The sequence below is a fragment of the Pseudarthrobacter sp. MOO13 genome (assembly GCF_058267655.1).
In genome coordinates this window covers 3,580,936-3,604,524 of record NZ_CM177848.1, presented here as the reverse complement: position 1 = coordinate 3,604,524, position 23,589 = coordinate 3,580,936, and the positions used below count along the sequence as shown (strand labels likewise).

General features: G+C 65.8%; 26 protein-coding genes and 3 tRNA genes. 19 read left to right on the top strand and 10 right to left on the bottom strand.

The annotated features are described in order from the left end of the window. Nucleotides 1-143: 143 nt before the first annotated feature. The 9 genes from AC4EEO_RS16450 to AC4EEO_RS16410 all read left to right on the top strand — a co-directional run bounded on the left by AC4EEO_RS16450 (nucleotide 144) and on the right by AC4EEO_RS16410 (nucleotide 5,202). Nucleotides 144-216, top strand: a tRNA-Glu gene (locus AC4EEO_RS16450). A gap of 91 nt (nucleotides 217-307) precedes the next feature. Next, a tRNA-Asp gene (locus AC4EEO_RS16445) sits at nucleotides 308-381 on the top strand. A 48-nt stretch (nucleotides 382-429) separates the two neighbouring features. Then, nucleotides 430-505, top strand: a tRNA-Phe gene (locus AC4EEO_RS16440). A gap of 656 nt (nucleotides 506-1,161) precedes the next feature. Continuing rightward, nucleotides 1,162-2,754, top strand: coding sequence for a glycoside hydrolase family 68 protein (locus tag AC4EEO_RS16435; RefSeq protein ID WP_018763090.1), 1,593 nt, complete (start codon nucleotides 1,162-1,164; stop codon nucleotides 2,752-2,754). Between the two features lie 184 nt (nucleotides 2,755-2,938). Further along, complete coding sequence (locus AC4EEO_RS16430) at nucleotides 2,939-3,394, top strand: Asp23/Gls24 family envelope stress response protein (RefSeq protein ID WP_491339295.1); 456 nt, start codon at nucleotides 2,939-2,941, stop codon at nucleotides 3,392-3,394. Then, the gene (locus AC4EEO_RS16425; RefSeq protein ID WP_018763092.1) at nucleotides 3,391-3,582 is read left to right on the top strand and encodes a membrane protein; all 192 of its coding nucleotides are present in this window, start codon (nucleotides 3,391-3,393) and stop codon (nucleotides 3,580-3,582) included. Before AC4EEO_RS16430 ends, AC4EEO_RS16425 begins: the two co-directional genes overlap by 4 nt. Further along, nucleotides 3,579-3,959 carry a hypothetical protein gene (locus AC4EEO_RS16420; protein WP_133831151.1) on the top strand — a complete coding sequence of 127 codons (381 nt, stop codon included), beginning with the start codon at nucleotides 3,579-3,581 and terminating at the stop codon, nucleotides 3,957-3,959. Before AC4EEO_RS16425 ends, AC4EEO_RS16420 begins: the two co-directional genes overlap by 4 nt. Beyond that, nucleotides 3,956-4,594, top strand: a complete 639-nt coding sequence (locus tag AC4EEO_RS16415) for a hypothetical protein (protein ID WP_491339294.1) — start codon at nucleotides 3,956-3,958, stop codon at nucleotides 4,592-4,594. The genes AC4EEO_RS16420 and AC4EEO_RS16415 overlap by 4 nt, the downstream gene beginning before the upstream one ends. After that, entirely contained in the window at nucleotides 4,591-5,202 is a 612-nt protein-coding gene (locus tag AC4EEO_RS16410; protein WP_018763095.1) for a hypothetical protein, read from the top strand. The genes AC4EEO_RS16415 and AC4EEO_RS16410 overlap by 4 nt, the downstream gene beginning before the upstream one ends. Nucleotides 5,203-5,238: 36 nt before the next feature. Here AC4EEO_RS16410 and AC4EEO_RS16405 read toward each other — a convergent pair whose 3' ends face one another. After that, nucleotides 5,239-7,038 carry a glycoside hydrolase family 13 protein gene (locus tag AC4EEO_RS16405; protein ID WP_491339293.1) on the bottom strand — a complete coding sequence of 600 codons (1,800 nt, stop codon included), beginning with the start codon at nucleotides 7,036-7,038 and terminating at the stop codon, nucleotides 5,239-5,241. A 139-nt stretch (nucleotides 7,039-7,177) separates the two neighbouring features. Between AC4EEO_RS16405 and AC4EEO_RS16400 the strand changes: the two genes are divergently transcribed. The 5 genes from AC4EEO_RS16400 (at nucleotide 7,178) to AC4EEO_RS16380 (ending at nucleotide 11,834) form a co-directional block, all read left to right on the top strand. Then, nucleotides 7,178-8,464 (top strand): ABC transporter substrate-binding protein, encoded by a 1,287-nt coding sequence (locus tag AC4EEO_RS16400; protein WP_018763097.1) that lies wholly within the window; start codon nucleotides 7,178-7,180, stop codon nucleotides 8,462-8,464. A 7-nt stretch (nucleotides 8,465-8,471) separates the two neighbouring features. Beyond that, complete coding sequence (locus tag AC4EEO_RS16395; RefSeq protein ID WP_018763098.1) at nucleotides 8,472-9,509, top strand: carbohydrate ABC transporter permease; 1,038 nt, start codon at nucleotides 8,472-8,474, stop codon at nucleotides 9,507-9,509. Then, a complete protein-coding gene (locus AC4EEO_RS16390) occupies nucleotides 9,506-10,405 on the top strand; it encodes a carbohydrate ABC transporter permease (protein ID WP_018763099.1) in 900 nt (299 codons plus the stop codon). The genes AC4EEO_RS16395 and AC4EEO_RS16390 overlap by 4 nt, the downstream gene beginning before the upstream one ends. Continuing rightward, entirely contained in the window at nucleotides 10,402-10,653 is a 252-nt protein-coding gene (locus AC4EEO_RS16385) for a hypothetical protein (protein WP_018763100.1), read from the top strand. Before AC4EEO_RS16390 ends, AC4EEO_RS16385 begins: the two co-directional genes overlap by 4 nt. A 128-nt stretch (nucleotides 10,654-10,781) precedes the next feature. Further along, nucleotides 10,782-11,834: a LacI family DNA-binding transcriptional regulator gene (locus tag AC4EEO_RS16380; protein ID WP_018763101.1), complete on the top strand. Its 1,053-nt coding sequence runs from the start codon at nucleotides 10,782-10,784 to the stop codon at nucleotides 11,832-11,834. Between the two features lie 7 nt (nucleotides 11,835-11,841). On the opposite strand, the gene AC4EEO_RS16375 is transcribed toward AC4EEO_RS16380, so the two are convergent. Beyond that, nucleotides 11,842-12,732, bottom strand: coding sequence for a DUF8083 family protein (locus AC4EEO_RS16375; RefSeq protein WP_018763102.1), 891 nt, complete (start codon nucleotides 12,730-12,732; stop codon nucleotides 11,842-11,844). Nucleotides 12,733-12,766: 34 nt separating this feature from the next. Further along, on the bottom strand, nucleotides 12,767-13,573 hold the full coding sequence (locus tag AC4EEO_RS16370; protein ID WP_026264965.1) for an exodeoxyribonuclease III: 807 nt from the start codon (nucleotides 13,571-13,573) through the stop codon (nucleotides 12,767-12,769). A gap of 160 nt (nucleotides 13,574-13,733) precedes the next feature. Here AC4EEO_RS16370 and AC4EEO_RS16365 point away from each other — a divergent pair, with 160 nt between their 5' ends. The 4 genes from AC4EEO_RS16365 (at nucleotide 13,734) to AC4EEO_RS16350 (ending at nucleotide 17,386) form a co-directional block, all read left to right on the top strand. Next, nucleotides 13,734-14,846 (top strand): enoyl-CoA hydratase/isomerase family protein, encoded by a 1,113-nt coding sequence (locus AC4EEO_RS16365; RefSeq protein WP_491340438.1) that lies wholly within the window; start codon nucleotides 13,734-13,736, stop codon nucleotides 14,844-14,846. Further along, nucleotides 14,839-15,843: a 3-hydroxyisobutyrate dehydrogenase gene (gene mmsB / locus AC4EEO_RS16360; protein ID WP_109045844.1), complete on the top strand. Its 1,005-nt coding sequence runs from the start codon at nucleotides 14,839-14,841 to the stop codon at nucleotides 15,841-15,843. The genes AC4EEO_RS16365 and mmsB overlap by 8 nt, the downstream gene beginning before the upstream one ends. Continuing rightward, entirely contained in the window at nucleotides 15,840-16,616 is a 777-nt protein-coding gene (locus AC4EEO_RS16355) for an enoyl-CoA hydratase (protein ID WP_109045845.1), read from the top strand. The genes mmsB and AC4EEO_RS16355 overlap by 4 nt, the downstream gene beginning before the upstream one ends. 107 nt (nucleotides 16,617-16,723) lie before the next feature. Next, nucleotides 16,724-17,386, top strand: a complete 663-nt coding sequence (locus AC4EEO_RS16350; protein ID WP_133831143.1) for a DedA family protein — start codon at nucleotides 16,724-16,726, stop codon at nucleotides 17,384-17,386. A gap of 9 nt (nucleotides 17,387-17,395) precedes the next feature. Here AC4EEO_RS16350 and AC4EEO_RS16345 read toward each other — a convergent pair whose 3' ends face one another. The 5 genes from AC4EEO_RS16345 to AC4EEO_RS16325 all read right to left on the bottom strand — a co-directional run bounded on the left by AC4EEO_RS16345 (nucleotide 17,396) and on the right by AC4EEO_RS16325 (nucleotide 20,913). Continuing rightward, a complete protein-coding gene (locus AC4EEO_RS16345) occupies nucleotides 17,396-18,181 on the bottom strand; it encodes a MerR family transcriptional regulator (protein ID WP_109045847.1) in 786 nt (261 codons plus the stop codon). A 52-nt stretch (nucleotides 18,182-18,233) separates the two neighbouring features. Beyond that, nucleotides 18,234-18,569, bottom strand: coding sequence for a hypothetical protein (locus AC4EEO_RS16340; protein ID WP_285320452.1), 336 nt, complete (start codon nucleotides 18,567-18,569; stop codon nucleotides 18,234-18,236). Nucleotides 18,570-18,724: 155 nt separating this feature from the next. Next, on the bottom strand, nucleotides 18,725-18,928 hold the full coding sequence (locus AC4EEO_RS16335; RefSeq protein ID WP_009357211.1) for a cold-shock protein: 204 nt from the start codon (nucleotides 18,926-18,928) through the stop codon (nucleotides 18,725-18,727). A 131-nt stretch (nucleotides 18,929-19,059) separates the two neighbouring features. Beyond that, a complete protein-coding gene (locus AC4EEO_RS16330) occupies nucleotides 19,060-19,686 on the bottom strand; it encodes a response regulator (RefSeq protein ID WP_491339292.1) in 627 nt (208 codons plus the stop codon). Then, nucleotides 19,687-20,913 (bottom strand): sensor histidine kinase, encoded by a 1,227-nt coding sequence (locus AC4EEO_RS16325; protein ID WP_491339291.1) that lies wholly within the window; start codon nucleotides 20,911-20,913, stop codon nucleotides 19,687-19,689. A 189-nt stretch (nucleotides 20,914-21,102) separates the two neighbouring features. Between AC4EEO_RS16325 and AC4EEO_RS16320 the strand changes: the two genes are divergently transcribed. After that, a complete protein-coding gene (locus AC4EEO_RS16320; RefSeq protein ID WP_018763112.1) occupies nucleotides 21,103-21,681 on the top strand; it encodes a GlcG/HbpS family heme-binding protein in 579 nt (192 codons plus the stop codon). Nucleotides 21,682-21,710: 29 nt separating this feature from the next. On the opposite strand, the gene AC4EEO_RS16315 is transcribed toward AC4EEO_RS16320, so the two are convergent. Beyond that, a complete protein-coding gene (locus AC4EEO_RS16315; RefSeq protein WP_491339290.1) occupies nucleotides 21,711-22,904 on the bottom strand; it encodes an acetyl-CoA acetyltransferase in 1,194 nt (397 codons plus the stop codon). Then, nucleotides 22,901-23,572, bottom strand: a complete 672-nt coding sequence (locus tag AC4EEO_RS16310) for a CoA transferase subunit B (RefSeq protein ID WP_491339289.1) — start codon at nucleotides 23,570-23,572, stop codon at nucleotides 22,901-22,903. Before AC4EEO_RS16310 ends, AC4EEO_RS16315 begins: the two co-directional genes overlap by 4 nt. Nucleotides 23,573-23,589: the final 17 nt, after the last annotated feature.

Sequence of the window (23,589 nt, the reverse complement as noted above, 5' to 3'; positions counted from 1 at the left end):
ATGGCGGAATGGCGGTGTTTTTGGCCGATTTTGGATAATTCCTGCGAAGGCCCTATAGTTGTTGAGTCCAGTTCGGAGAAACGCAAAGGGCAAAGACGGAAAGCATCGCTTGACGCCTTTTATTTTGTGCCGAATGGGTTCTGGCCCCCATCGTCTAGCGGCCTAGGACACCGCCCTTTCACGGCGGCGGCACGGGTTCGAATCCCGTTGGGGGTACGCAAGGAACTGGTCAGGCAGGCAGAAAAAGTCTGGTAGGCTGGAAGCCTTGAAAAAAGCGGTAGAGATACTGTGAAAGCAAGAAACGCAAGGCCCTGTAGCGCAGTTGGTTAGCGCGCCGCCCTGTCACGGCGGAGGTCGCGGGTTCAAGTCCCGTCAGGGTCGCTCTGATTGTTGGAAGAAATTCCGGCTCTCATGGTGACTAGTCACCTAGGCTCTGTAGCTCAGTTGGTAGAGCGTTCGACTGAAAATCGAAAGGTCACCGGATCGACGCCGGTCGGAGCCACCACTGGGAAGCATCAGTTCTTCGGAACTGGTGCTTTTCTTCGTTTAAGGCGTGGCATCGTGCGCCATCCACGGGCATCAGTGCGACCCGCATCTTCGCGTCGCCAAGGGCCTATGGGGCGTGCAGATAAAGATCCGCGGCCCGTATGGGGCCCGGCCCGGAATCCCGGCCTCGAACGCTGCGCCCAAGTGTCCGGCATTGCCCCACTGGCTGCCCGGCCTCGAACCCGGCACGCGATTCTCCCCCAAGGGGCCCGCCGCAGAGGCGCTCTGGCTTCGGCTCAGCCAGTGGCCTGCGCAACATCCGGGCAGGTTGAAACAAAAAAATCGACCATGCCACGAAACATTTGACCTGCGCCAAACCGTTGTGGCACGCGCGCGCATTGGATTGCGTAAGCGCTTGCACCTTACCCGCCGGTAGGTCATTCGGAGCGCTGAAACAGGGTTTGAAATGGCTGCGGGATGCCCCATAGCGTGGATCGCGGCAAGGGGAAGCATGCTTCCCATCTGCCCGGGGCCCTACCCAGGCCCTGTTGATTCCCGACACACAAAGGCGTCTCCGACGGCACCTGAGGTGTTGCCGGGGCCGCGGATGTTCTCGGGGCAATGGGCATATGCCCGTCTTCCACGAACAGTTACAACTCCGCGAGAAGAGCAACAATGCACAAGCACCCCCAAAACCGGATGCTGCGGTGGCGCCCCGCCGCCGCAGCATTGGCCGCGGCCGTCGCCGCCTCGGCCTTCCTGGCCGTCCCCTCGGCACAGGCGAACGAGCCGTCCGATCCGCCCGCCGTGCAGCAGATGCCGGCACCCGCTCCGGGCTTCCCCCTCCCGACCGGACATACGCAGCAGGCGTTCGATCCGGCGTCGGACTTCACGTCCAAGTGGACCCGTGCCGACGCCAAGCAGATCATGGCCCAGAGCGACTCGACGGTCACTCCGGGTGAAAACTCCATGAGCCCCGACGTCACCATGCCCGAGATTCCCCAGGATTTCCCCACCATGAACGACGACGTCTGGGTCTGGGACACCTGGTCCCTGACCGACGAGAATGCCAACCAGATCAGCTACAAGGGCTGGGATGTCATCTTCTCCCTGGTGGCTGACCGCCACGCCGGCTACGGCTTCGACCAGCGCCACTGGAATGCCCGGATCGGTTACTTCTTCCGCAAGACCAACGCTGACCCGGCCAAGGACAAGTGGAACTACGGCGGCCACCTGTTCCTGGACAACACCTCCATCGGCAACACCGAGTGGTCCGGCTCCACCCGCCTGATGCAGGGTGACCACGTCAACGTGTTCTACACGGCCACCACGTTCTACGACATCGCCCAGCGCAATGCCGGTGGCGGCGGCATTGCCCCCGATGCTGCGATCGCGAAGGCCCTGGGCAACATCCATGCTGACAAGAACGGCGTCACGTTTGATGGGTTCCAGCACACCAAGCTGCTGGAACCGGACGGCAAGATGTACCAGACCAAGGCGCAGAACCCCGGTTTCGCGTTCCGCGACCCCTACACGTTCGTTGACCCGGCCCACCCCGGCAAGACCTACATGGTCTTCGAAGGCAACACCGGCGGCACCCGCGGCGATTACAAGTGCAAGGACGAGGACCTCGGCTATAAGCCGGGCGATCCCCACGCCGAAAACGTCAGCGACGTCCAGAACAGCGGCGCCTACTACCAGACCGCAAACGTTGGCCTCGCTGTGGCCGACAACAAGGACCTGACCAAGTGGTCCTTCCTCCCGCCGATCCTTTCGGCGAACTGCGTGAACGACCAGACTGAACGGCCGCAGATCTTCATCCAGAATGAGGGTGGGAAGAACAAGTACTACCTCTTCACCATCAGCCACCAGTTCACCTATGCAGCCGGTATGCGCGGTCCCGACGGCGTTTACGGCTTCGCGGGTGACGGCATCCGTTCCGACTTCCAGCCGATGAACAACAGCGGCCTTGCCCTGGGATCCCCGACGGACCTCAACCTGGCAGCCAACGCACCGGAGAGCCCCTCCGCGAAGCAGAACGGCCGGCAGTTCCAGGCCTATTCGCACTACGTGCAGCCCGGCGGCCTGGTGCAGTCGTTCATCGACAACGTCAACGGCGTCCGCGGCGGCTCGCTGTCGCCGACCGTGAAGATCAACTTCCGCAACGGCGTCTCGCAGGTTGACCGCAGCTTTGGCCGGAACGGCCTTGGCCCGTTCGGTTACCTGCCTACCAACGTGCGGGTAGGCGGCGAGGGCCTCTACAAGTAGGCCTTTTTTGATCCACCGCCGGTAATTTCCGGCCGTATACCGCCCAGGCGGGGATGTCCTTGGGGGCTTCCCCGCCTGGGCCTTTTCCGTCGGGCAGAAGCTTGGGCGCGGCGCCCCGCAGTGTTTCCGGCGCATCTGCCGCAGGCTGGGGATAGGGTGGAATCAACAGAAGGGGGAGTGCCTGATGGAAGACCAGAACCCACAACCCGTGGTGCCAAGCCGTCCTGCCGCCAGCCCGGTGACGAGTCCGGGGCCCGGGCGCACCGTAATCTCCGAAACCGCCGTAGCCAAGGTGGCGGGAATCGCGGCACGGTCCGTTCCCGGCGTCTATTCCCTTGGCTCGGCTCCGTCCCGTGCGCTGGGTGCCATCCGTGATGCCGTCGGCAGTTCGGACCATGCAGCCGGAGTCCACGCGGAAGTGGGCGAAACGCAGGTAGCCGTGGATATCACCCTGGTGGCAAGTTACGGGACCCCCTTGCACTCGCTGGCCAATGACGTCCGCGCCGCCGTTTACCGCGCCGTCGAAGAACTGGTTGGCCTGCAGGTCATTGAAGTGAATGTCGAGATCACGGACGTGTACGTGCCACCGCCGGTCAAGCCGGCGGCGCCGGCGGCTGTGGACCGGGAGGCGTTGCTGTGAACCTCACCGTTGCGGGTACGGCCATGGGCGCCTTCGTGGCCTTCATGTCATTGCAGTTCGGTTTGTGGGGATTCATCGCGTCCCTGCTCTTCATGGCTATCGGTGCCGTCCTGGGCCGCGCCGCCGAGGGGAAGCTGGATCTGCGCGGCGTGATCGATGCCATCATCGGCCGGCGTTCATCCTCATGAGTTCACCAGCGCCCGTTGCGAGTGGGCAGGCGCTCAGCGGCCACAACCGGATCAGTACACAGGCATTGACCAGCCTCGCCAAGGCGGCCGCCGCACAGGCCTTGGGCGTCGAGGCGCAGGACGTGCGGGCGGATTGGACGGACGACGACGGCCTGCTGGCCTTGTCCCTCGTGGCGCCCATCAGCATCCCGCCTTTGGAATCGGTTGTGCTTGATCCCGCGCGGGTCCAGGGATCCGGTGGATCCATCTGGGACCGCACGGTCAAGGCGAAGGCGGCCATTCTGCAGACGGTCTCGGAGCTCAGCGGTTCCAGGCTGAGCCGGGTGGATATCCGCATCAGCGGGGCAAAGATCAGCACAGGAGGGCGGGTGCAATGAGCGGCAGCGTGGAAAACCGCCGTGCAAGGGCTAATGCCCGGGGGAACGATGGGCCGGACATGCGCCGGATCACCTACCGCGAGACGCATTCGACGCGCGCCGCGGTCTCGATCGCAGCTGCCGCCCTGGTCCTGGTGCTGGCCGGTTACGGCGTCCTCGAATCCGGTGTCCATGCCGTCGGGCAGCCTGCCTGGCTGATTGAGCCGCAGGTGGCGGCCCAACGGATCGTGGATCTGCCGTCCGGCGTACCGCCACTGCTGCTGGGAGCGATCGGCGGGGTGCTGGGCATGCTGGGTGTCATTTTCTTGCTCAACGGGATACTTCCGGGACGGCGGGCGCGCCACCAGCTGGCCGCCGTCCGTCGTGGCGGGTCCTCGGCCGCGGTGGTGGACGACGAAGTCGTGGCGTCCTCGATCGCACGCCGTGCCCGGCTGGCTGCGAATGTCACGCCGGAGCAAGTCATGGTGGTGGTCTCCCAGCGCCAGGTCCTGGTGAACGTCCGGCCCACCTCCGGTGTTGCGGTGGACCAGGGCCGCGTCCTTGCCGCAGTCAGCGATGAACTGGACCAGATGCAGCTGGAACCTGCCCCCGTTGCCCGCGTCAACGTGGCCCCGTCCGGGGTGATCGGCGCATGACCAGTACCCCTGCCCTGCTGAACCGGATCCTCCTCACCCTGCTGGGCGTTGTCCTGCTGACGGCGGGCCTGCTGCTGGTCTTGCTGGCAGTTGTGCCCGCAATCGGTCCGTGGTGGCACGCTTGGGCCTCCGGGGCGTGGGAAGGCATTACCCAGGCCTTCAATTCCACCCGTTTCCCCGGACAGCAGGAGAGCTGGCTGTGGATCGCGGTGGCCTTGGCGCTGCTGGTCCTCATGGGACTCATGGTTGGCTGGATTGCGCAACAGGGAAAGGGCCGGGCCAACGTCCTCGCGGCCGAGTACGACCCCGGTGATGTTCCCGGCGATGTCCGGATCGGAGGCGGCGTCGCCGAACAGGCGCTCAAGCAGGCCCTTGAGGGGCGTCCAGACCTTGCCGGTTCCACCGTCACCACCTATGACGTGAAGGGCTCGCCCGCGCTCAAGGTCCGGCTCTTGCCCCGCCAGGGTGTGGCGCCACACCTGTTGGCTGCCGAGGTATCGGGGCTCCTGGACGCCTTGGACGCCGTGGTGGGCAAGGAGATTCCGGTCCTCATCCACATCGGTGCCGGGGCGCGGACGCGCTTCAGCCGGGCTGAGCGGGTCCGCTGAACTGCATGCGGGCCCGACTGTCAGTCCTCCTGCGGGTCAGTCCTCAAGGAGGTAGACGGTGCAGTCCACGGGAACTTCCCGCATCGCTGCCCGGTCGCTGGCCGGTTGAGGCCCGCTGGACAGCGCTACGGTGTAACCGTTGGGCACAGGTGCCGAGGCGAAGCCCAGGTTGGACAGGACTATGACATCTCCGTTCCGGAATGCCAGCAGCCCACTGTCCGGCGCGTGCTCATCTGTCCATTCAACGGTTCCCCTGCCAAGGTGGCGCGCCGACCTGAACGCAAGAGCGGCCCGGTAGAGCTCAAGGGTTGAACCTTCCTCGCCGTCCTGCTGGTCCGCAGCCAGGGGGCCGAAGCTGTCCGGCTGCGGGAGCCAGGGCGCCTGGCCGGAGTCCCCGCCGGAGAACCCGAACCCCGGTTCGCCCTGGGCCCATGGCAGCGGGACGCGGCACCCGTCGCGGCCGATCTCGGCGCCCTGGGTCCTGAAGAATGTCGGATCCTGCCTGGCCGCGTCGGGAAGGGTGGTGTGCTCCGGAAGCCCCAACTCCTCCCCCTGGTAGAGGTAGGCCGAACCCGGCAATGCCAGCGCAACCAACGTGGCGGCGCGGGCGCGGGCAAGGCCCAGGGCAGCGTCCGGTTGTTCGTCACCGGCGCCTATGCCCTTCGGGAACGTGGTCGGATCCTTGAGTCCAAACCTTGTGCTGTGCCGCACGGTGTCGTGGTTGCTGAGCACCCACGTGCACGGACCGCCCACGGACGCGGCCGCTGCCAAGGACGCATTGATGGCGTCAGCCATCCGCCCGGCATCCCAGCCGGCCAGCAGGAAATCAAAATTGAAGGCCTGTTGCATCTCATCCGGCCTGACGTACCTGGCCAGGCGTTCGGCGGGTTCAACCCAGGCTTCCGCCACCATCATCCGGTCCCCTCCGTATTCGGCCAGGACCCGGTTCCAGTCGCGGTAGATCTCATGCACGCCATCCTGGTCGAAGAAGGGCGATGGCGGGTACATCGGCGAGACGGCCCGGTGCGGCTCCTCGGCATCGGTGTGGGCGTGGGGAGCATCCCCGGGCAGGTGGCTTTCCCTGCGCGGACCCGTTGTTCCTTCCACCATGGCCGCGGCTCCGTCCCAGTCAGGAAGGCCTGCCTCTTTGACCAGTCCATGGGCCACGTCCACCCTGAAGCCGTCCGCACCGCGGTCCAGCCAGAAGCGCAGCACGGAGCGCATCTCCTCCTGTACTTCCGGGTTTTCCCAGTTCAGGTCGGGTTGCCTGGTGTCGAACAGGTGCAGGTACCACTGGCCGGGTGAGCCGTCAGCGTTGGTAAGGCGGGTCCATGCCGGTCCGCCGAAGATGGATTTCCAATTGTTGGGCGCCAGCCGGCCATCCCCCGATCCCGGCACTTCGTCCTTGCCGTCACGGAAGATGTACCGTTCCCGTTCCGGGCTTCCCGGGGCTGCCCGCAGCGCCGCCTGGAACCAGGTGTGTTCGTCGGAAGTGTGGTTTGGGACCAGGTCCACGATGACCTTCAGGCCGCGGCGGTGAGCTTCCTGCAACATCGCGTCGAAGTCCGCCAAGGTGCCGAAGAGCGGATCCACCTGGCGGTAGTCGGCGACGTCGTAACCGCCGTCGGCCTGGGGCGACTTGTAGAAGGGGGAGAGCCAGACAGCGTCCACGCCCAGCTTTTCCAGGTAGGGGAGCCGCAGCAGGACGCCCCGCAAATCGCCCATCCCATCGCCATTCCCATCGGCGAAGGACCGGGGGTAAATCTGGTAGACCACCGCGTCCGCCCACCATGCGGAGGGTACGGGACGGGGTACCGGAACGGATGGGTTGGGCATTTGGTTCCCCTAAGATAACTTTTTGATGTAAACGCTTGCATTCGCGACAGCAACCTTACTAGTGTGATGGTCACCACATCAACCTCACCTACAAGCGCACTGTCGACTTACTTGTCACTCAGCGAGGAGCTTCAAGCTAATGAAAACCCCGAGATTCCTGCTTCCGGCCGCCACGGCCGGCATTCTGGCCCTGACGTTGTCCGCCTGCGGCGGCGGCGGAGGGGGCACCACCGGCGGGGGAGGCAGCGATGCTGATGCCAACCTCGACGGCCGCGGCCCCATCACGTATGTCCAGGGCAAGGACAACAGCAACGTCGTCCGTCCGCTCATTGACAAGTGGAATGCCGCGCACCCGAATGAAAAGGTCACCTTCAAGGAGCAGACCGACCAGGCCGACCAGCAGCACGACGACCTGGTCCAGCACTTCCAGGCCAAGCAGTCCGACTACGACGTTGTTGACGTCGACGTTGTCTGGACCGCGGAGTTCGCGGCCAAGGGCTGGTTGCAGCCGTTGAAGGACAAGATGGCGATCGACACCAGCGCCATGCTGAAGCCCACCGTGGACAGCGCCACCTACAAGGGCACCCTCTACGCGGCCCCGCAAACCTCTGACGGCGGCATCCTGTACTACCGCAAGGACCTGGTTCCCACGCCTCCCAAGACCTGGGACGAGATGATGAGCATGTGCTCCATCGCCAAGCAGAACAACATTGGTTGCTACGCCGGCCAGTTCAGCAAGTATGAAGGCCTGACCGTCAACGCATCCGAGGCCATCAACTCCGCCGGCGGCTCAGTCCTGGACAAGGACGGCAAGCCCAGCGTAAACACGGCGGAAGCGAAGGCCGGCCTGGGCAACCTGGCCAAGGCCTACGCTGACGGGAACATCCCCAAGGAAGCCATCACCTACAAGGAAGAGGACAGCCGCCAGGCATTCCAGAGCGGAAAGCTCCTGTTCCTGCGCAACTGGCCCTACGCCTTCAACCTGATCACCACCGAAGGATCTTCGGCTGTGAAGGACAAGACCGGCCTTGCGGCACTGCCCGGCAAGAGCGGCCCTGGTGCGTCCTCGCTGGGCGGCCACAACCTCGCCACCAGCGTGTACTCCAAGAACAAAGCCACCGCACTGGACTTCATGAAGTTCATGACCTCCGCGGAGACCGAGAAGTTCTACGCCACCCAGGGTTCCCTGGCTCCGGTCCTCGGCTCGCTGTATGAAGACCAGGAACTGGTTGCCAAGCTGCCCTACCTGCCGGTCCTGAAGACGTCCATCGAGAACGCCGTACCGCGTCCCGTAACGCCTTTCTACCCGGCTGTCACCAAGGCAATCCAAGATAATGCCTACTCCGCTATCAAGGGAGAAAAGACAGTGGACGCTGCACTTTCCGACATGCAGAACGCCATTCAATCCGCCGGTGCAGGATCGTAGTCCTGCCATGGCAACCGAACTAGGCCCGACGCCGGTTAAGTCACCGGCGTCGGGCGCTGCCCCTGTCCATCACGCGCCCAAGGGCGTAGGGGAAGACAACAGGATCGCAAGCCAGGGTCGCTGGGCGTCCTGGCTGCTCGCCCCGACCATCGTGGCCTTGGGCATTGTGATCGTGTACCCCATCATCAGCGCGATCGTGATGTCCTTCCAGAAGGACGCCGGCCTCGATCCCGCCACCGGCCTGTTCACGGCAGGCGGCTCGGCCGGCATCCAAAACTACGTCAACTGGCTGGCGCAACAGTGTTCCGCGCCCGCCGGCGGTACCGTCGCCTGCCCGCCGGGCACCTTGGGCGGCCAATTCTGGTCCGCCACTGCCACCACGTTCTTCTTCACAATCGTGACGGTGACGCTGGAAACGGTGCTGGGTTTCTGGATGGCTGTGATCATGGCCCGCACCTTCCGGGGCCGGAGCCTCGTCCGCGCGGCCGTCCTGGTGCCGTGGGCCATCCCCACGGCTGTGACGGCAAAGCTCTGGTTCTTCATCTTCGCTTTCGAGGGCATCGCCAACAAGCTGTTCAACACCACCATCCTGTGGACCGGCAGCGAGTGGCCGGCCAAGTGGGCCGTCATCATTGCCGACGTCTGGAAGACGACGCCGTTCATGGCACTGCTGATCCTTGCGGGCCTGCAGATGATTCCGGCCGAAGTCTATGAGGCGGCCAAGGTGGACGGTGCGTCCGCGTGGCAGCGGTTCCGGCTCATCACCTTGCCGCTGGTCAAACCGGCGCTGATGGTGGCGATCCTGTTCCGTACCTTGGATGCACTGCGCATGTTCGACCTGCCGTACATTCTTACCGGCGGCGCGAACAACACCACCACGCTGTCCATCCTGGTCATCAACCAGATCAGGCAGGGCTTCAATTCCGCGGCGGCGTTGTCCACCATCACGTTCATCATCATCTTCCTGGTCGCTTTCATCTTTGTCCGCTTCCTCGGGGCAAATGTGGTTGAGCAGAGCGGCGCAACCGGAAAGGGGAAGAAATGACCACGGCAACAGCAGACGCCACCGCCTTGCGGGCACGCCAGGACAAGGGTCGCAAAACTGCCCAGAACCGGGAGAAGTGGGCCCAGGGCAGGACCTACATCAGTGCCGTCGTCGTCCTGATCTGGTGCCTCGCACCGGCCTACTGGATGGTGGTCACCGCCTTCCGCGAGGTCGGGTTCACGTACGACACCTCGATCCTGCCCACCCATGTCACCATGGACAACTTCATCACCGCCTTCGATACGTCCTTCGGCAACAGGTTCGGACAGGCACTGCTGAACAGCGTGTTCATTGGCGGCGTGGTGACGGTCGTATCGCTGGTGATCGGCGTGTTTGCTGCCTACGCCCTGGCCCGGTTGAATTTCCGGTTCAAGTACCTGGTGCTCGGTTTCATCCTGGGTGCTTCCATGTTCCCGGGCGTTGCCCTGATCACCCCGCTTTTCCAGCTGTTCACCAACATCGGCTGGATGGGCACCTACCAGGCGCTGATTATCCCCAACATCTCCTTCGTGCTCCCGCTGACGGTCTACACCATGACCTCGTTCTTCCGGGAAATGCCGTGGGAGCTGGAGGAATCGGCCCGCGTTGACGGCTGCACCCAGGGGCAGGCATTCCGCAAGGTCATCATGCCCCTGGCGGCGCCGGCAATCTTCACCACGGCAATCCTGGCGTTCATTTCATCCTGGAATGAGTTCCTGATTGCCAGCCAGCTGTCCAGCGACGCAACCCAGCCGGTCACGGTGGCAATCGCCAACTTCGCCGGTGCACAGCCCAACCAGATCCCGTACACGGCCATCATGGCCGCCGGCACCATTGTCACCATTCCGCTGGTGATCCTGGTCCTGGTCTTCCAGCGCAAGATCGTCGCCGGCCTCACGGCAGGTGCGGTCAAGTGACGGATCACGGTGCCCGCCCCCGCACACCAGCGGGGGCGGGCAACCGCAGCCGGCTGGTCAGGTCGGGCGAGGATTTCGACATCATCATCGGTTTCCTTGGTTTTTGGGCAGTGGTCCTCCTGGTGGTCACTGTGTGGATGGAAATTACCGCGCAGCCGGCCATTGGCTGGGCCTTGGGCCTGCTGGCAACCCTGCTGGCCCTGTACGGAATGGTGCGCCTGCGGCGTAGGCTGCCGGCCCGCAAGTAGGCGCACTTAAAAACAGCGGTCCCCGCCACAGTTACCACTGCCCGGCCGCGGAATGGAAAAATACGAGGCTTGGGGGTAGACGCAGGGCCAGCCGGCTCTGCGCCGCGCAGGAGTTATGAGGGGACACGGTGGCACGGACAACGGAAAGGTCCCAACGGGGCGGCCATAATGGCGTCAGCATCGAGGACGTGGCAGCGGCCGCCGGAGTCTCAACCGCAACCGTCTCCCGCGCCGTCCGTGGGTTGCCCCGCGTCTCGCCGGCCACCAGGGAGAAAATACTCGAAGTCGCGGGAAACCTGGGCTACGTGGCATCGTCCTCTGCTTCCGGACTGGCCACGGGACGCACCAAGACCATTGGCGTCCTGGCGCCGTTCGTGAGCCGCTGGTTCTTCTCCAAGGCCATCGAGGGTGCGGACCGCGAGCTGCACGCCCGGCATTACAACCTCTCCCTGTTCAACCTCGGCGGCCACGGCAGCAACCGCGAGCGGCTCTTCAGCAAGACCATGGTCTACAAGCAGATCGATGCCCTGCTGGTGCTCTGCATGGCGCTCAGCCACGAAGAAATCGAACACCTGCAAAAAATCGACATCCCGCTGGTGGTGGTGGGCGGCCACGTCGAAGAGTGCCCCTACATCGGCATTGACGACTACGCGGCAGCCTCAACGGCGGTCCGGCACTTGATCGACCTGGGCCACCGGGACATCGCGTTGCTGCACGGCGACGACGAGACCGACCTCAACTTCGACGTCCCGAGGGTGCGCATCCTGGCGTTCAAGGACGTCATGGCTGCCGCAGGCCTTGCCACCCGGCCGGAGTGGGACGAATGGGGCGACTTCACGGTGCGCAGCGGCCAGGAAGCCTTCCGCCGCCTTTGGTCCGGTTCCGGGCCGAAGCCCACAGCAATCTTCTGCGCGTCTGACGAAATGGCCATGGGGGTCATCTTCGAAGCCAACCGCCTCGGCGTTAACATCCCCGGCGAACTGTCAGTGGTGGGGATCGACAACCACGACTTCGCGGAGGCCATGGGCCTCACCACCGTTGGGCAACGCCCGGATGAGCAGGCCGAACTGGCCACCAAGATGCTCCTGGACGAACTGGACGGGGACATCGGGTCCGTCCGGTCCGCCGTTGCTCCGCATGAACTGATTATCCGGCGCACCACCGCGCCGCCCAAGGCGTGAAACGGCCTCAAGAAGCGCGGGCAAGCTGCCGGATAGGGATCCAGCGCGAGGCGAGCCTGCGATAGGCGGCCGCGGCGCCGGTCATGTCGCCCTCAGCCAGGCACTCGATGCCCAGCCTGATGTCCATGGGTGATTCGTCCGGGTACACCTTGTCTGCGACGGCACCATAGTCCAGCTCCACCATGGAGTTCACGTGGAACAGCTCCAGCCATTCGGTCAGCTGTGCCAGGTCGTCAAGCATGTCAAGGTCCGGGGCGGCCAGCGCCAGGTTGGCCACGGCGTAGCGGGCCCGCTCCAAGGCGTCTGTGATCGGGGCCCAGACGCGGACCGTAAGGATGCGGCCGGCGGCTTCCACGACGTCCTTGCGGTCGGACTCCATGAACAGCGAGAACCAACTGAACGGGATGCCCCAGGTGGAGGCCCGCGTGTGCACGCGGACGGATCCGTCCCGTGCCTTCACCAGGTCGATCCGCTCCTGGTGCCGGTCGCGCTGTTCCTCAGGGATCAGCAGCTCCGCCAGCGGGCCGTGGATCCCTTCCATCAGGGCGTTGGCGGCCAGCCCGGCGCGCAGGACCAGCTGGCTGGGGCAGTACAGCAACACTGGCGCGGTGCCGGCGGCAGCGCCGTCGTCGGCCGTTCCGCCGTCCGGTGCCGGCGCGGTGGTGACGCGCACCAGGTCGGTGCGCCCGGTGGGAAACGGATCACCGCCGGAGCGGGTGATCCGTCCCAGCGAGGCCAGCAGTTCAGCGTTTTCGACGGCGGCACGGGACGCGGCGCGCTCGCCGGCGGCCTGGAGGGCGGGTCGTTGTTCCGCCGGAAAGGCGTCCAAGGGTTCGTAGACGCGCAGTGTGGAGGAAAATGGCAGGCCTGCCTGGCCCCGGTAGAGGTTTCCCGTCATGACGGTCTCCTTGGATGGGCGCAGGGGGCTGTCATCAGTCCGCCAGCTCCACCAGCACGGGAGCGTGGTCCGAGGCGCCTTTGCCTTTCCGTTCCTCGCGGTCGATCGAGGCGCCGGTGACCCGGGCTGCCAAGGCGGGGGAGGCCAGGATGAAGTCGATCCGCATGCCTTCCTTCTTGGGAAACCGGAGCTGGGTGTAGTCCCAGTACGTGTAGACGCCCGGGCCGGGGGTATAGGGGCGCACAACGTCGGTGAAGCCGGCGGACTCGAAGGCATGGAACGCCGCACGCTCCGGCGGACTGACATGGGTGTAGCGGTTGTTGACGAACAAGTCGATGTCCCAGACGTCGTCGTCGAACGGGGCGATGTTCCAGTCGCCCATCAATGCGACCTGCGCCTGCGGGTTGTCCGTAACCAGGCCCTGGGCGTGCGTTTTCAGGCTTTCCAGCCACTTGAGCTTGTAAGGCATGTGTTCGTCGTCCAGGGAACGCCCGTTGGGGACATACAGGCTCCAGACCCTGACGCCGCCGCAGGTGGCAGCCATGGCGCGGGCCTCCTGGACGGGGTCCTTGCCGGCCTTGCCGAACGAGGGCTGGTCCAGGAATGTCCGCTCCACGTCCTCAAGTCCAACGCGGGAGGCGATGGCCACGCCGTTCCACTGGTTTACGCCGAAGTGGGCAACCTCGTAGCCCATCCGTTCAAAGAGCTCCCACGGAAAGTTCTCGTCCTTGCACTTGGTCTCCTGGATGGCCAGGACGTCGCAGTCGCTGCGCTGGAGCCAGGCTTCAACACGGTCGGCGCGGGCACGGAGCGAATTCACATTCCAGGTAGCTATCTTCACGGTTCCTAACTTACCTTGGCAGCTGCGCGCCGGGTAAAGCCTCCCGCCAGTCCGGGCGGCACCGCACGCGGTTGGTCCCCAGCATGACGCGGCGGGTATATTCGCAACCAGAATGACCTGGATCACTCGTCCGGCCACCATGCGAAGGAGCAGCCAGCCGATGACCGCAGCCAAGGGAATGGATGGTGCCGCCGGCAACGGGCACCCGGAAGTACTGTTGGAGCGCCGCGGCCGGCTGGGCCTGGTCACGCTCAACAGGCCTAAAGCCGTGAACGCACTCACCGCCGGAATGGTGGACCTGATGCTCCGGCAGCTCACCGCGTGGGCCGGGGACGATGACGTCGCCACCGTCCTGGTGCAGGGCGCCGGGGAACGCGGCCTCTGCGCCGGCGGCGACATTGTGGCCATCTACGAGGACATGTTGCACGGCGGACACCGGACGGCAGGTTTCTGGCAGGCAGAATACCGGCTGAACTCCCTGATCGCCCGGTATCCCAAGCCGTACGTGGCCCTCATGGATGGCCTGGTCCTCGGCGGCGGGGTGGGGATCTCCGCGCACGGGAGTGTCCGGGTGGTCACGGAGCGGACCAGGACGGGCATGCCGGAAACCACCATCGGATTCGCCCCGGACGTTGGTGGCACCTACCTGCTCTCGCACGCACCCGGCGAGGCCGGAACGCACGCTGCCCTGACCGGCGCGCATCTTGGCGCCGGCGACGCGGTGTTCCTTGGCCTTGCGGACCACTACGTACCGTCAGGATCGCTGCCGGACCTGGCGGCCGCCCTTGTGGACCATGACGCGGAAGACGTCGTCGAACGGTATACCCGGCCGGCCCCGGACTCGCTGCTCGCCGGGCACCGTGACTGGATCGACGCCTGCTACGCCTCGGATGACGCAGCCGGGATCGTCCGGCGCCTCCGGGAGTGGGCGGGGCCCGGGAGGGAGGCTGCGGTGGAGGCGGCCGACACGATTGAAGCCAAGTCACCCACCTCTGTCAAGGTCACCCTGGCGTCGCTGCGCCGGGCCGCTGGACTGACCCTGGATGAAGCGCTTGCCCAGGAGTACCGTGCCGGAATCCGGTTCCTGGCCGGTCCCGACTTCCGCGAAGGCATCCGCGCCCAAGTTGTGGACAAGGACAGGAATCCGCAGTGGAAACCGGCAACACTGGCTGACGTGCTTCCAGGACAGGTGGACAGGTTCTTCGAACCGCTGGAGGGCCGGGAGTTGGACCTGCACCCGGAACGGGCACCCGAGGAGGCGGACCATGCCTGAGACGGGAACCGTGGCTTTCCTCGGCCTGGGGCACATGGGGGGTCCCATGGCCGTGAACTTGGTCCGGGCCGGCTATGCGGTGGTTGCTTTCGATGTGGTGCCTGCCGCCGTCCAAGCGGCACGGGAACATGGTGTGCCGGTCGCGGCCAGCGCGGCTGGCGCCGTAGCGGAGGCCGACGTCGTGCTGACCATGTTCCCCAGCGGTGGACACGTCCTGGACGCCTACCGCGGCAACGCCGGACAACCCGGATTGCTGGCTGCGGCTCCGCCGGGCACCATGTTCCTTGACTGCTCCACCATCAACGTCGATGAGGCACGGGAGGCCGCGCGCCTGGCCGCTGAAGCAGGCCACCGTTCGGTCGACGCGCCCGTTTCGGGCGGCGTGGTGGGCGCCGAAGCAGCGACGTTGACATTCATGGCCGGCGGCGAAGCGCAGGACTTCGAGTCGGTGCGGCCGCTCCTGGAGGTGATGGGCAAACGCGTGGTCCATTGCGGCGGCCACGGTGCGGGCCAGGCTGCCAAGATCTGCAACAACCTCATCCTGGGCGTTTCCATGATCGCGGTCAGCGAGGCGTTTGTCCTCGGCGAAAAGCTGGGCCTGAGCCACCAGGCCCTGTTCGACGTCGCCTCCGCGGCCTCGGGCCAATGCTGGGCGCTCACCACCAACTGCCCGGTACCGGGACCCGTCCCCGCCAGTCCGGCCAACAGGGACTACCAGCCGGGTTTTGCGGCGGCGCTGATGGCCAAGGACCTCAATCTGGCGGTCAATGCCCTCAACAGCACGGGAGTGGCAGGACATATGGGGGCGCTCGCCGCCCGCATCTACGATACGTTTGCCGCGGAGGGCGGCGCCGGCCGCGACTTCTCCGCCATCATTACTGATATCCGCGGCAGCGCGGAACCGGCTGCCGCGGACACCACGGCGGCGGCAACAGGAACGGACGCAACGGGCCGGAGCCGGACCACGGCAGCACACGACGACGGGAGCCCCGAATGACTGAATACGCCAACATCCTGGTGGAGCAACAAGGCAGGGTTGGGCTGGTGACCCTCAACCGGCCATCGGCGTTGAATGCGCTCAACAAGGCCACCATGGAGGAACTGGTCGCCGCCGTGACCGCGATGGACTCCGATCCGAACGTAGGCGCCGTGGTGATCACCGGCTCGGCCAAGGCGTTCGCGGCGGGCGCCGACATCAAGGAAATGGCTGATCAGGGCTACATGGACATGTACACCGCGGACTGGTTCCGCGGCTGGGAGGACTTCACCCGGCTGCGGATCCCCACCATCGCGGCGGTGTCCGGGTTTGCCCTGGGCGGCGGCTGCGAGCTCGCGATGATGTGCGACCTCATTATTGCGGGGGACAACGCCAAGTTCGGCCAGCCGGAAATCAACCTTGCCGTACTTCCCGGGATGGGGGGCTCGCAACGGCTCACCCGCGCGATCGGCAAGGCCAAGGCCATGGACCTGATCCTCACCGGCAGGTTCATCGGTGCCGAGGAAGCGGACCGGTGCGGACTTGTCTCCCGGGTCGTACCGGCGGAGGAAGTGGTGTCCGAGGCCCTCAAGGCAGCCGGGCTGATCGCCGCCAAGTCGAAGCCCGCTGCCATGGCGGCAAAGGAAGCCGTGAATGCAGCTTTCGAAACCGGGCTGGCCCAAGGGGTCCTGTTTGAACGGAGGCTTTTCCACTCGCTGTTCGCCACCGAGGACCAAAAGGAAGGGATGGCGGCGTTCGCAGAAAAGCGTGAGCCGCAGTTCAAGCACCGGTGACCCCGGGACGCGCTTCCGGGGACCTTGGGGCGCTCGACGAATTCCGCGGCCCGTATTGTGGACATGACGGGTAACGGACGGCCATGCCAGCGAACGGGGACAGACGTATGTGGACAACCATGACCGGTGCAGCCAGCCCCACCGACGGACTCACGGGCATCGTGGGCTTCGCGGCGAGGGCTATCGACACCCTGGGCGAGTGGGGCGTGGGTGCCTTCACGCTCGCGGAGACGGTGGTGCCTCCCATCCCCAGCGAGGTGATCCTTCCCCTGGCGGGCTACCTTGCCAAGCAAGGTTCCCTCAACCTGCTCCTTGTCTTCGCCACCAGCACCCTGGGCGCCTACCTGGGTGCCCTGCTGCTCTATTGGCTCGGCGCAAAACTGGGCCTGGAACGTTCAATCCGCTGGCTGTCCAAACTGCCCTTGGTGGACCGGGAGGACTTTGAACAGGCAGCGGCCTGGTTCCGCCGCCACGGAAGATCGTCCATTTTCTTCGGCCGCCTCCTCCCAGGCATCCGCAGCCTGATCTCGCTGCCGGCCGGGGCCGCGGCGATGCCACCGGCCACCTTCAGCCTCTTCACCCTCGCCGGCAGCGGGCTGTGGAATGGAGCCCTCATTGGCCTCGGCTACCTGCTGGGCACCCAGTACCAGCTCATCGAGAAGTATTCACACGTCCTGAACTACGCTGTCTACGCTGCGCTCGCCGTGGCCGTGGTCCTGCTCATCGTCCGGCGGGTCAAGAGGGCCAGGCGGGTCAACGCCAACCGCTGACAGGTGCCCTCAGAGGTGCTTCTCCGCAAAAATGCGCAGGGCGCTCCGCACGAAGGCGGCCCCGTCCATGCCCCCGTAGTTGGCGGCAAAACGCGGATCCGCAACATACATGTCAGCGAGTCCGGTGACATATCCCTTGATGTCGCCGCCGGCGGCCGCAGCGGGAGTTCCGGGAATGGACTGGAGCCAGGCCACGTGCCTGCGTGCCAGGTCCTGGGCCTCCGGTCCATCCGCCGTCACCCCTGAAGCGCCGGCCGCGTTCCAGTCCCTGCCCAGCTCCTCCACCCTGGACTTCCACGCCCGCTTTTCCGCGGCGTCCATCCCCCGCCACCACGCATCAGATGCGGCGTAGGCGTCCTTGCCCCAGCGTTCCTCGACCTCCTCCCGGTACTGGGTATGGTCGAAGCCGTCAAACATGTTCTCAGCCATCAGTTGGCCTCCTGCCTTCACTGTTTCGATGGTTTGCTGCACGGACTGCGCCTGCCGGGCCAGCCGTTGTTGCTCCTGCGCCAGCCACTCAAGGTGGCGGGAGAGCGCCGCGACGGGGTCGGCCTGGCGCTGGAAGACTTCGGCGATGGCCTGCAGCCCCAGGCCCAGCTCCCGCAGCAAAAGGATCCGCTGCAGCTGAAGGAGGGCGGCACCGTCGTAATAGCGGTAGCCGTTCCCGCCCACCCGGCTGGGCTTCAAGAGCCCGATGTCGTCGTAATGCCTGAGCGTGCGGCTGGTGGTGCCGGCCATCCTGGCCACATCCTGGATGGGCCAATCCCTCAAGCCGTTGCCACGGATTTCTTCCATGCCCTTGAGCCTAGGGGTTGACGCCGCGTCAAGGTCAAGGGTGCTTGTCGGGTTACTTGGCCTGACCGTTTCGCGGTGTCCGGTGCCGCGCCTGGGCGACGAGCCGCGTGAAGGCAAAGACAAAGATGGACTCGAACATCAGCATGAGCCCCACCAGCAGCCACTGCTGCCGGGCGATGAACACGATGCAACCCGTCAGGGCCAGGATGGTGCCCAGGGCCAGGGCGTAGACGGCAAAGCCGACGGCGACCCGGGCGCTGCGTACGCCGGTGCGGAATCCGAAGCCGTGGGGTTCGCCGCCGGGCTGGCCCGGGACGCGGTCGGGTGCGGCGGGCCCGAGTGCGTCGAACTCGACCCACGGATCCTGGTCCTGGTCCTTTCCGGTCATGGATCAATTATCCCCAACCCGCAATGCCGTGAAACACAGCACCGGCGAAAACAAGCGCCGGCGAAACAACGCCGGCAAAAAACAGCGGCCCCTCCAACGTTCGTTGGAGGGGCCGCTGGACGGGGGGCCCGGCAGTTGCCGGAGCCGCCGAAGACTTAGAGCGGGCGGATGTTCTCTGCCTGCGGACCCTTGGGGCCCTGGGTCACATCGAATTCGACCTTCTGGTTTTCGTCCAGTGAGCGGTAGCCGCTGGTGGCGATTGCCGAGTAGTGGGCGAATACGTCAGCGGACCCGTCATCGGGGGCAATGAAGCCAAAACCCTTTTCGGCGTTGAACCATTTAACTGTGCCTGTTGCCATGGCTGCATTCCTTCATGTGACTCTGATTCTCTCTCCGGGGATCATCCCGGAGTGTGCGGAGAACGTCCCCCGCAGTCCCCAACGTACGGGGCGCGGGGCCATGGTGCAAGGGTATTGGCCATAAAGCGCTGTTACCGCATCCCCTCGCGCCGGATTGCAGTGGCAATCGCGGCCGCCCGGGTGTCCACTCCGAGCTTGGCGTAGATGTGTGCCAGGTGGGTTTTGACGGTGGCCTCTGAGATAAAGAGCCGCCGTCCGAGTTCGCGGTTACTCAGGCCCTCGGTGAGCAGGCTGAGCAGTTCGGCCTCCCGCGGCGTGAGCACCTCGTCCGGGTTGCGCAGCTGCTGGAACAACCGTGACGCCACTGGCGGGCTCATCACGCTTCGGCCCTGCACCGCGCCCCGGATGGCGGCAAAAATTTCCTCCGGCGCGGCGTCCTTCAGCAGGTATCCCATTGCCCCGGAATCCACGGCACGGACAATGTCCGCATCCGAATCGTAGGTGGTGAACACCAGGATGGCCTGCCCGGGGTTGAGGTCCCGGATCTGCCAGATGGCTTCGATCCCGTCCATGCCCGGGCCCATGGCAAGGTCCATGACCACCACCGCCGGGGCGTGCGAACGGACCAGCTGCAACGCCTCTTCACCCGACGACGCCTCCGCGACGACATCCATATCAGGCTGGGTCGCAAGCAACGCACGCAGGCCGCTGCGAACCACCAGGTGGTCGTCCACCAGAAGGACCGTAATGCCGCCCATCTATGGCCCCTCCAAAGGAAGTTGCGCGGCCACGATGGTGCCCTCGCCCGGGGTGCTCTGCACCGAGAAGCTCCCGCCCAGCTGCTCCACCCGTTGCCGCATTGCCCGCAGGCCGTACCCACCCGAGGCCGACGGCGGGGCTGCCGCCGCCGGGTCAAAGCCCGCACCGTCGTCGTAAATGTCCAAGGTGACGGTGTCCTGCAGGAAACCCAACGTCAGCGCGGCCATCGAAGCCGAAGCATGCAGCGCGATGTTGGAGGAGGCACTCTGCACAACCCGCAGCAGGGCGTGCCGCACCTCCGGGGGAACGGGGCCCGGTTCGCCCGTCACCGCCAGGGTGGCCGCCGGCATGTACCGCCGGGCGGCAAGCAGCAGCGAGTCCGGCAACGGCGTCGATTCCAACCCGGGGGAGGCGAGCTCGTGGACCAGGCTCCGGGTGTCCGCCAGGTTCGCGCGGAGCAGGTCGGTGGCCTGGCGCAGACCGTCCCGGGCTGTCCCATCCGGCCACCCGCGGCCCGCTGCTTCGAGCAGGAGCAGGCTGCTGGCGAGCCCTTGGGTGACGGTGTCGTGGATTTCCCGGGATACCCGGTCCCGTTCGGCGATGGTGCCGGCCCGGCGCTCACTGGCCGCGAGCTGCCCTTGGGCCAGGGAAACCTGCGCGTTCAGGCGGCGCTGCTCTGCGGCGTCGTTCTGGATCCTGTCATAGATGAGCGTCAGCATGGTCCCGACAGCCAGTGGACCCAGCAGCATGGCGATGTCGGTGCCGTTACCGAGCCGGAACAGGCCGGCGGCTGTTGCCAGGGTGATGACGGCCGCCAGGATGTAGGCGGCAGCGCCCCGCAAAGCACTCCTGCACAGGAAGAACAGGGCAAAGGAACACCACGCGAAGCTTGGCGCCGCCACCACAAGGACCGCCCACACGCCAACCAGCGCCACCACCCAGGCGACGCTGTGCCGGTCCCGAGCCGTTAGCAGGGCTACGACGGCGTACAGCAGGCTGGCGGCGGCAGCGAGTCCCAGCACCAGCATGTTGTCGGCCGGTGAGTGCCGCAGAACGTACCGCACCACGGAGGCCACCAGGAGCACCGCGAAGCCAAGATGGACCGCGGCCTCGATGCCGCCCAGGCGGCCGTTCGCCGCCGGCGCACGAAGCGACCGGCGGGCGTCGGGGCCCTGGGCGGCGCCGGCCGCCGGACCTGTGGCTGGTAGGGCATCTCTGGTGGGCATGCGGGATCCGGTTCTGATGGGTGGCTCTGCACTCCATGCTAGGCGTCCCTGCCCTGGCTGCCCTCAGCCTTTTGGCTGATATGGCCGGCCTTTCGGGGTAGCCAGGAACAGCCCATCAACCGATGCCGCCGCAGGACGCGGCCGGAAGGATGGAACCCGGAAGCAGCACCCCCAACCGAAGGAAGCATTATGAAGACGTCGCACAAAGCACTCACCGCCGCAGCAGCCGCAGCGATCCTGGCCACGGCCGGAGCGACGGTGGCCGCGAACGCCGGTACCGGCGGGGCGAACGGCGCGGAAGCTCCCGCCGTCGTACCGGCCGTTGATGTCCGGCCGGCTCCGGAAACAGTGGTGCAGCAGAACCGGATCACTGCCGGAGCGTCGGCCCAGGCCGTGACTGCGGCGCTCGCCAAATGCCAGGCAGACAAGCTGCCCTTCGTCACGGTGGCCGTCGTTGACCGCTTCGGCACGGTCCAGGCTGTGCTCCGGGGAGACAACGCCGCCGCCCACACCATTGAGGCCGCCAAGCAGAAGGCCTACACGGCCGCAGCCTTCGGTGCACCCACCAGCGAACTCGCCAAGCGCGTCAATGGCAATGGTCCCTCGATCGCCGACCTGCCGGGCACGCTGTTCCTGGCAGGCGGTGTCCCGTTGAAGGTCAATGGCGTTTCTGTTGCCGGCATCGGCGTGGGCGGGGCACCTGATGGCGCCCTGGATGAAGCTTGTGCCACCGCCGGCGCCGATGCTGTTGCGGGTGCCGCGAAGTAAGCAGGACGGGGCTGCCCCCGTGCGCTATGTCAGGCAGCCTCAAGGATGCTGACGTAGTTGGCGATGCCGACGCCGCCCATGTTCTGCACCGCAGCCCTGCGCGGGGCCGCCAGCTGCATATCGCCGGCGGTCCCGGTGAGCTGCATCGCAGCAAGCACATGCTGCGAGACTCCCGTGGCGCCCACCGGATGGCCCTTGGCCTTGAGCCCGCCGGAGACGTTGACCGGCAGCTTGCCGTCCTTGTACACCCAGCCTTCCTCAAGAGCCCGGGCGCCTTCGCCGTGGGCGGTCAGGCCCATGGCTTCGTACATGAGCAGTTCCGCGATGGTGAAGCAGTCATGGACTTCGGCCAGGTCCAGGTCTTCGAGCCCGACGCCGGCCATCGCCAGGGCGCGCTGCCAGGAGGCCCGGGTGGCCTCGAACGCCGTGGGGTCGCGGCGGTCGGTGGGGAAGAAGTCGTTGGCTTGGCCGAAGCCGGCAAGCCGTACCGGAGCCGTGGCACCGCCGGTGGGGGAGACGGACAGCACGACGGCGGCTGCACCGTCCGAGACGGGGGAGCAGTCGGTGCGGCGCAGCGGGTCGGCCACCATCGGGTTCTTGTCTGAGACGGTCCGGCAGAACTCCTCGCCAAGGTCCTTGCGGAGCTGGGCGTAGGGGTTGTCCACGCCGTTGCGGTGGTTCTTCGCTGCGATGCTGCCCAGTATGTCTCCAAGGCTGCCGGCGGCGTCGTAGCGCTTGGCGTAGTGTTTTGCCACCTCGGCGAAGAGCCCGGTGAAACCTGTGGTGGACTGTTTCCCGGCCATGTCGTAGTCCGCCCCGAGAAGCGCGGCGCCCACCACGTCTGCCCCGGCGTGGGTCATCTTTTCCGCGCCGATCACCAGGACCGTTTTTGCGGTACCGGCCAGCAGCGACTTGGTGCCCTGCTGGAAGGCGGCCGAGCCGGAAGCGCACGCGTTCTCCACACGGGTGGCCGGGACGTTGGCCAGGTCCGGGGAAACCTGCAGGGCCAGTGACGAGGGGAAGGCCAGCGGCATCATGCCGGCGTTGAACTGGCCCACGTAGACCTCGTCGATCTGCGACGGTTCAACGCCCGCGGTGCTGATGGCGTCCGTGGCCACCTGGACAATCAGCGATTCGAGGGTCTCGTCCGCCAGCTTGCCAAACCTGCTGTGCCCCCAGCCGGTGATCAGGACATCCTTGCCGAACTGGTCTTTCAGGCTCACGCTGCCATTTCCTCGTTCTCAAGCCGGACATCGAAGCCGGCGTCGGTCTTTTCCCGGATCTCCTCTTCGGTGACGCCTGGCGCCAGCCGGGTCAGCGTGAGCTGCCGTCCGCCGTCGCCCGTTTTGTAAAGGTCAAACACGGCGAGGTCGCTGATGATCCGGTCCACGCAGCTGAGCCCCGTCAGCGGGAGGGTGCATTGGCTGACGATCTTGGCGCTGCCGTCCTTGGCGTTGTGTTCGGTCAGGACCACCACGCGCGGTGTTCCGGCCACCAGGTCCATGGCGCCGCCCATGCCTTTGACCATCTTGCCCGGGATGGTCCAGTTGGCCAGGTCACCATCGCCGGAGACCTGCATGGCGCCCAGGATCGCCACCTTGACATGGCCCCCGCGGATCATGCCGAACGAAGTGGCGGAATCGAAGATGCTGCCGCCGGGCAACACCGTGACGGTCTGCTTGCCGGCGTTGATCAGGTCCGCGTCCTCTTCGCCCTCGAACGGGAACGGCCCCATGCCCAGCAGCCCGTTCTCGCTCTGCAGCACCACCCGCACGCCCTCGGGCAGGTTGTTGGCCACCAGTGTGGGGATGCCGATCCCCAGGTTGACGTAGTCGCCGTCATTCAGTTCCCCGGCCGCAATCGCAGCCATCTCATCCCTGGTCCAGGCCATGGCGAAACTCCTTTTTC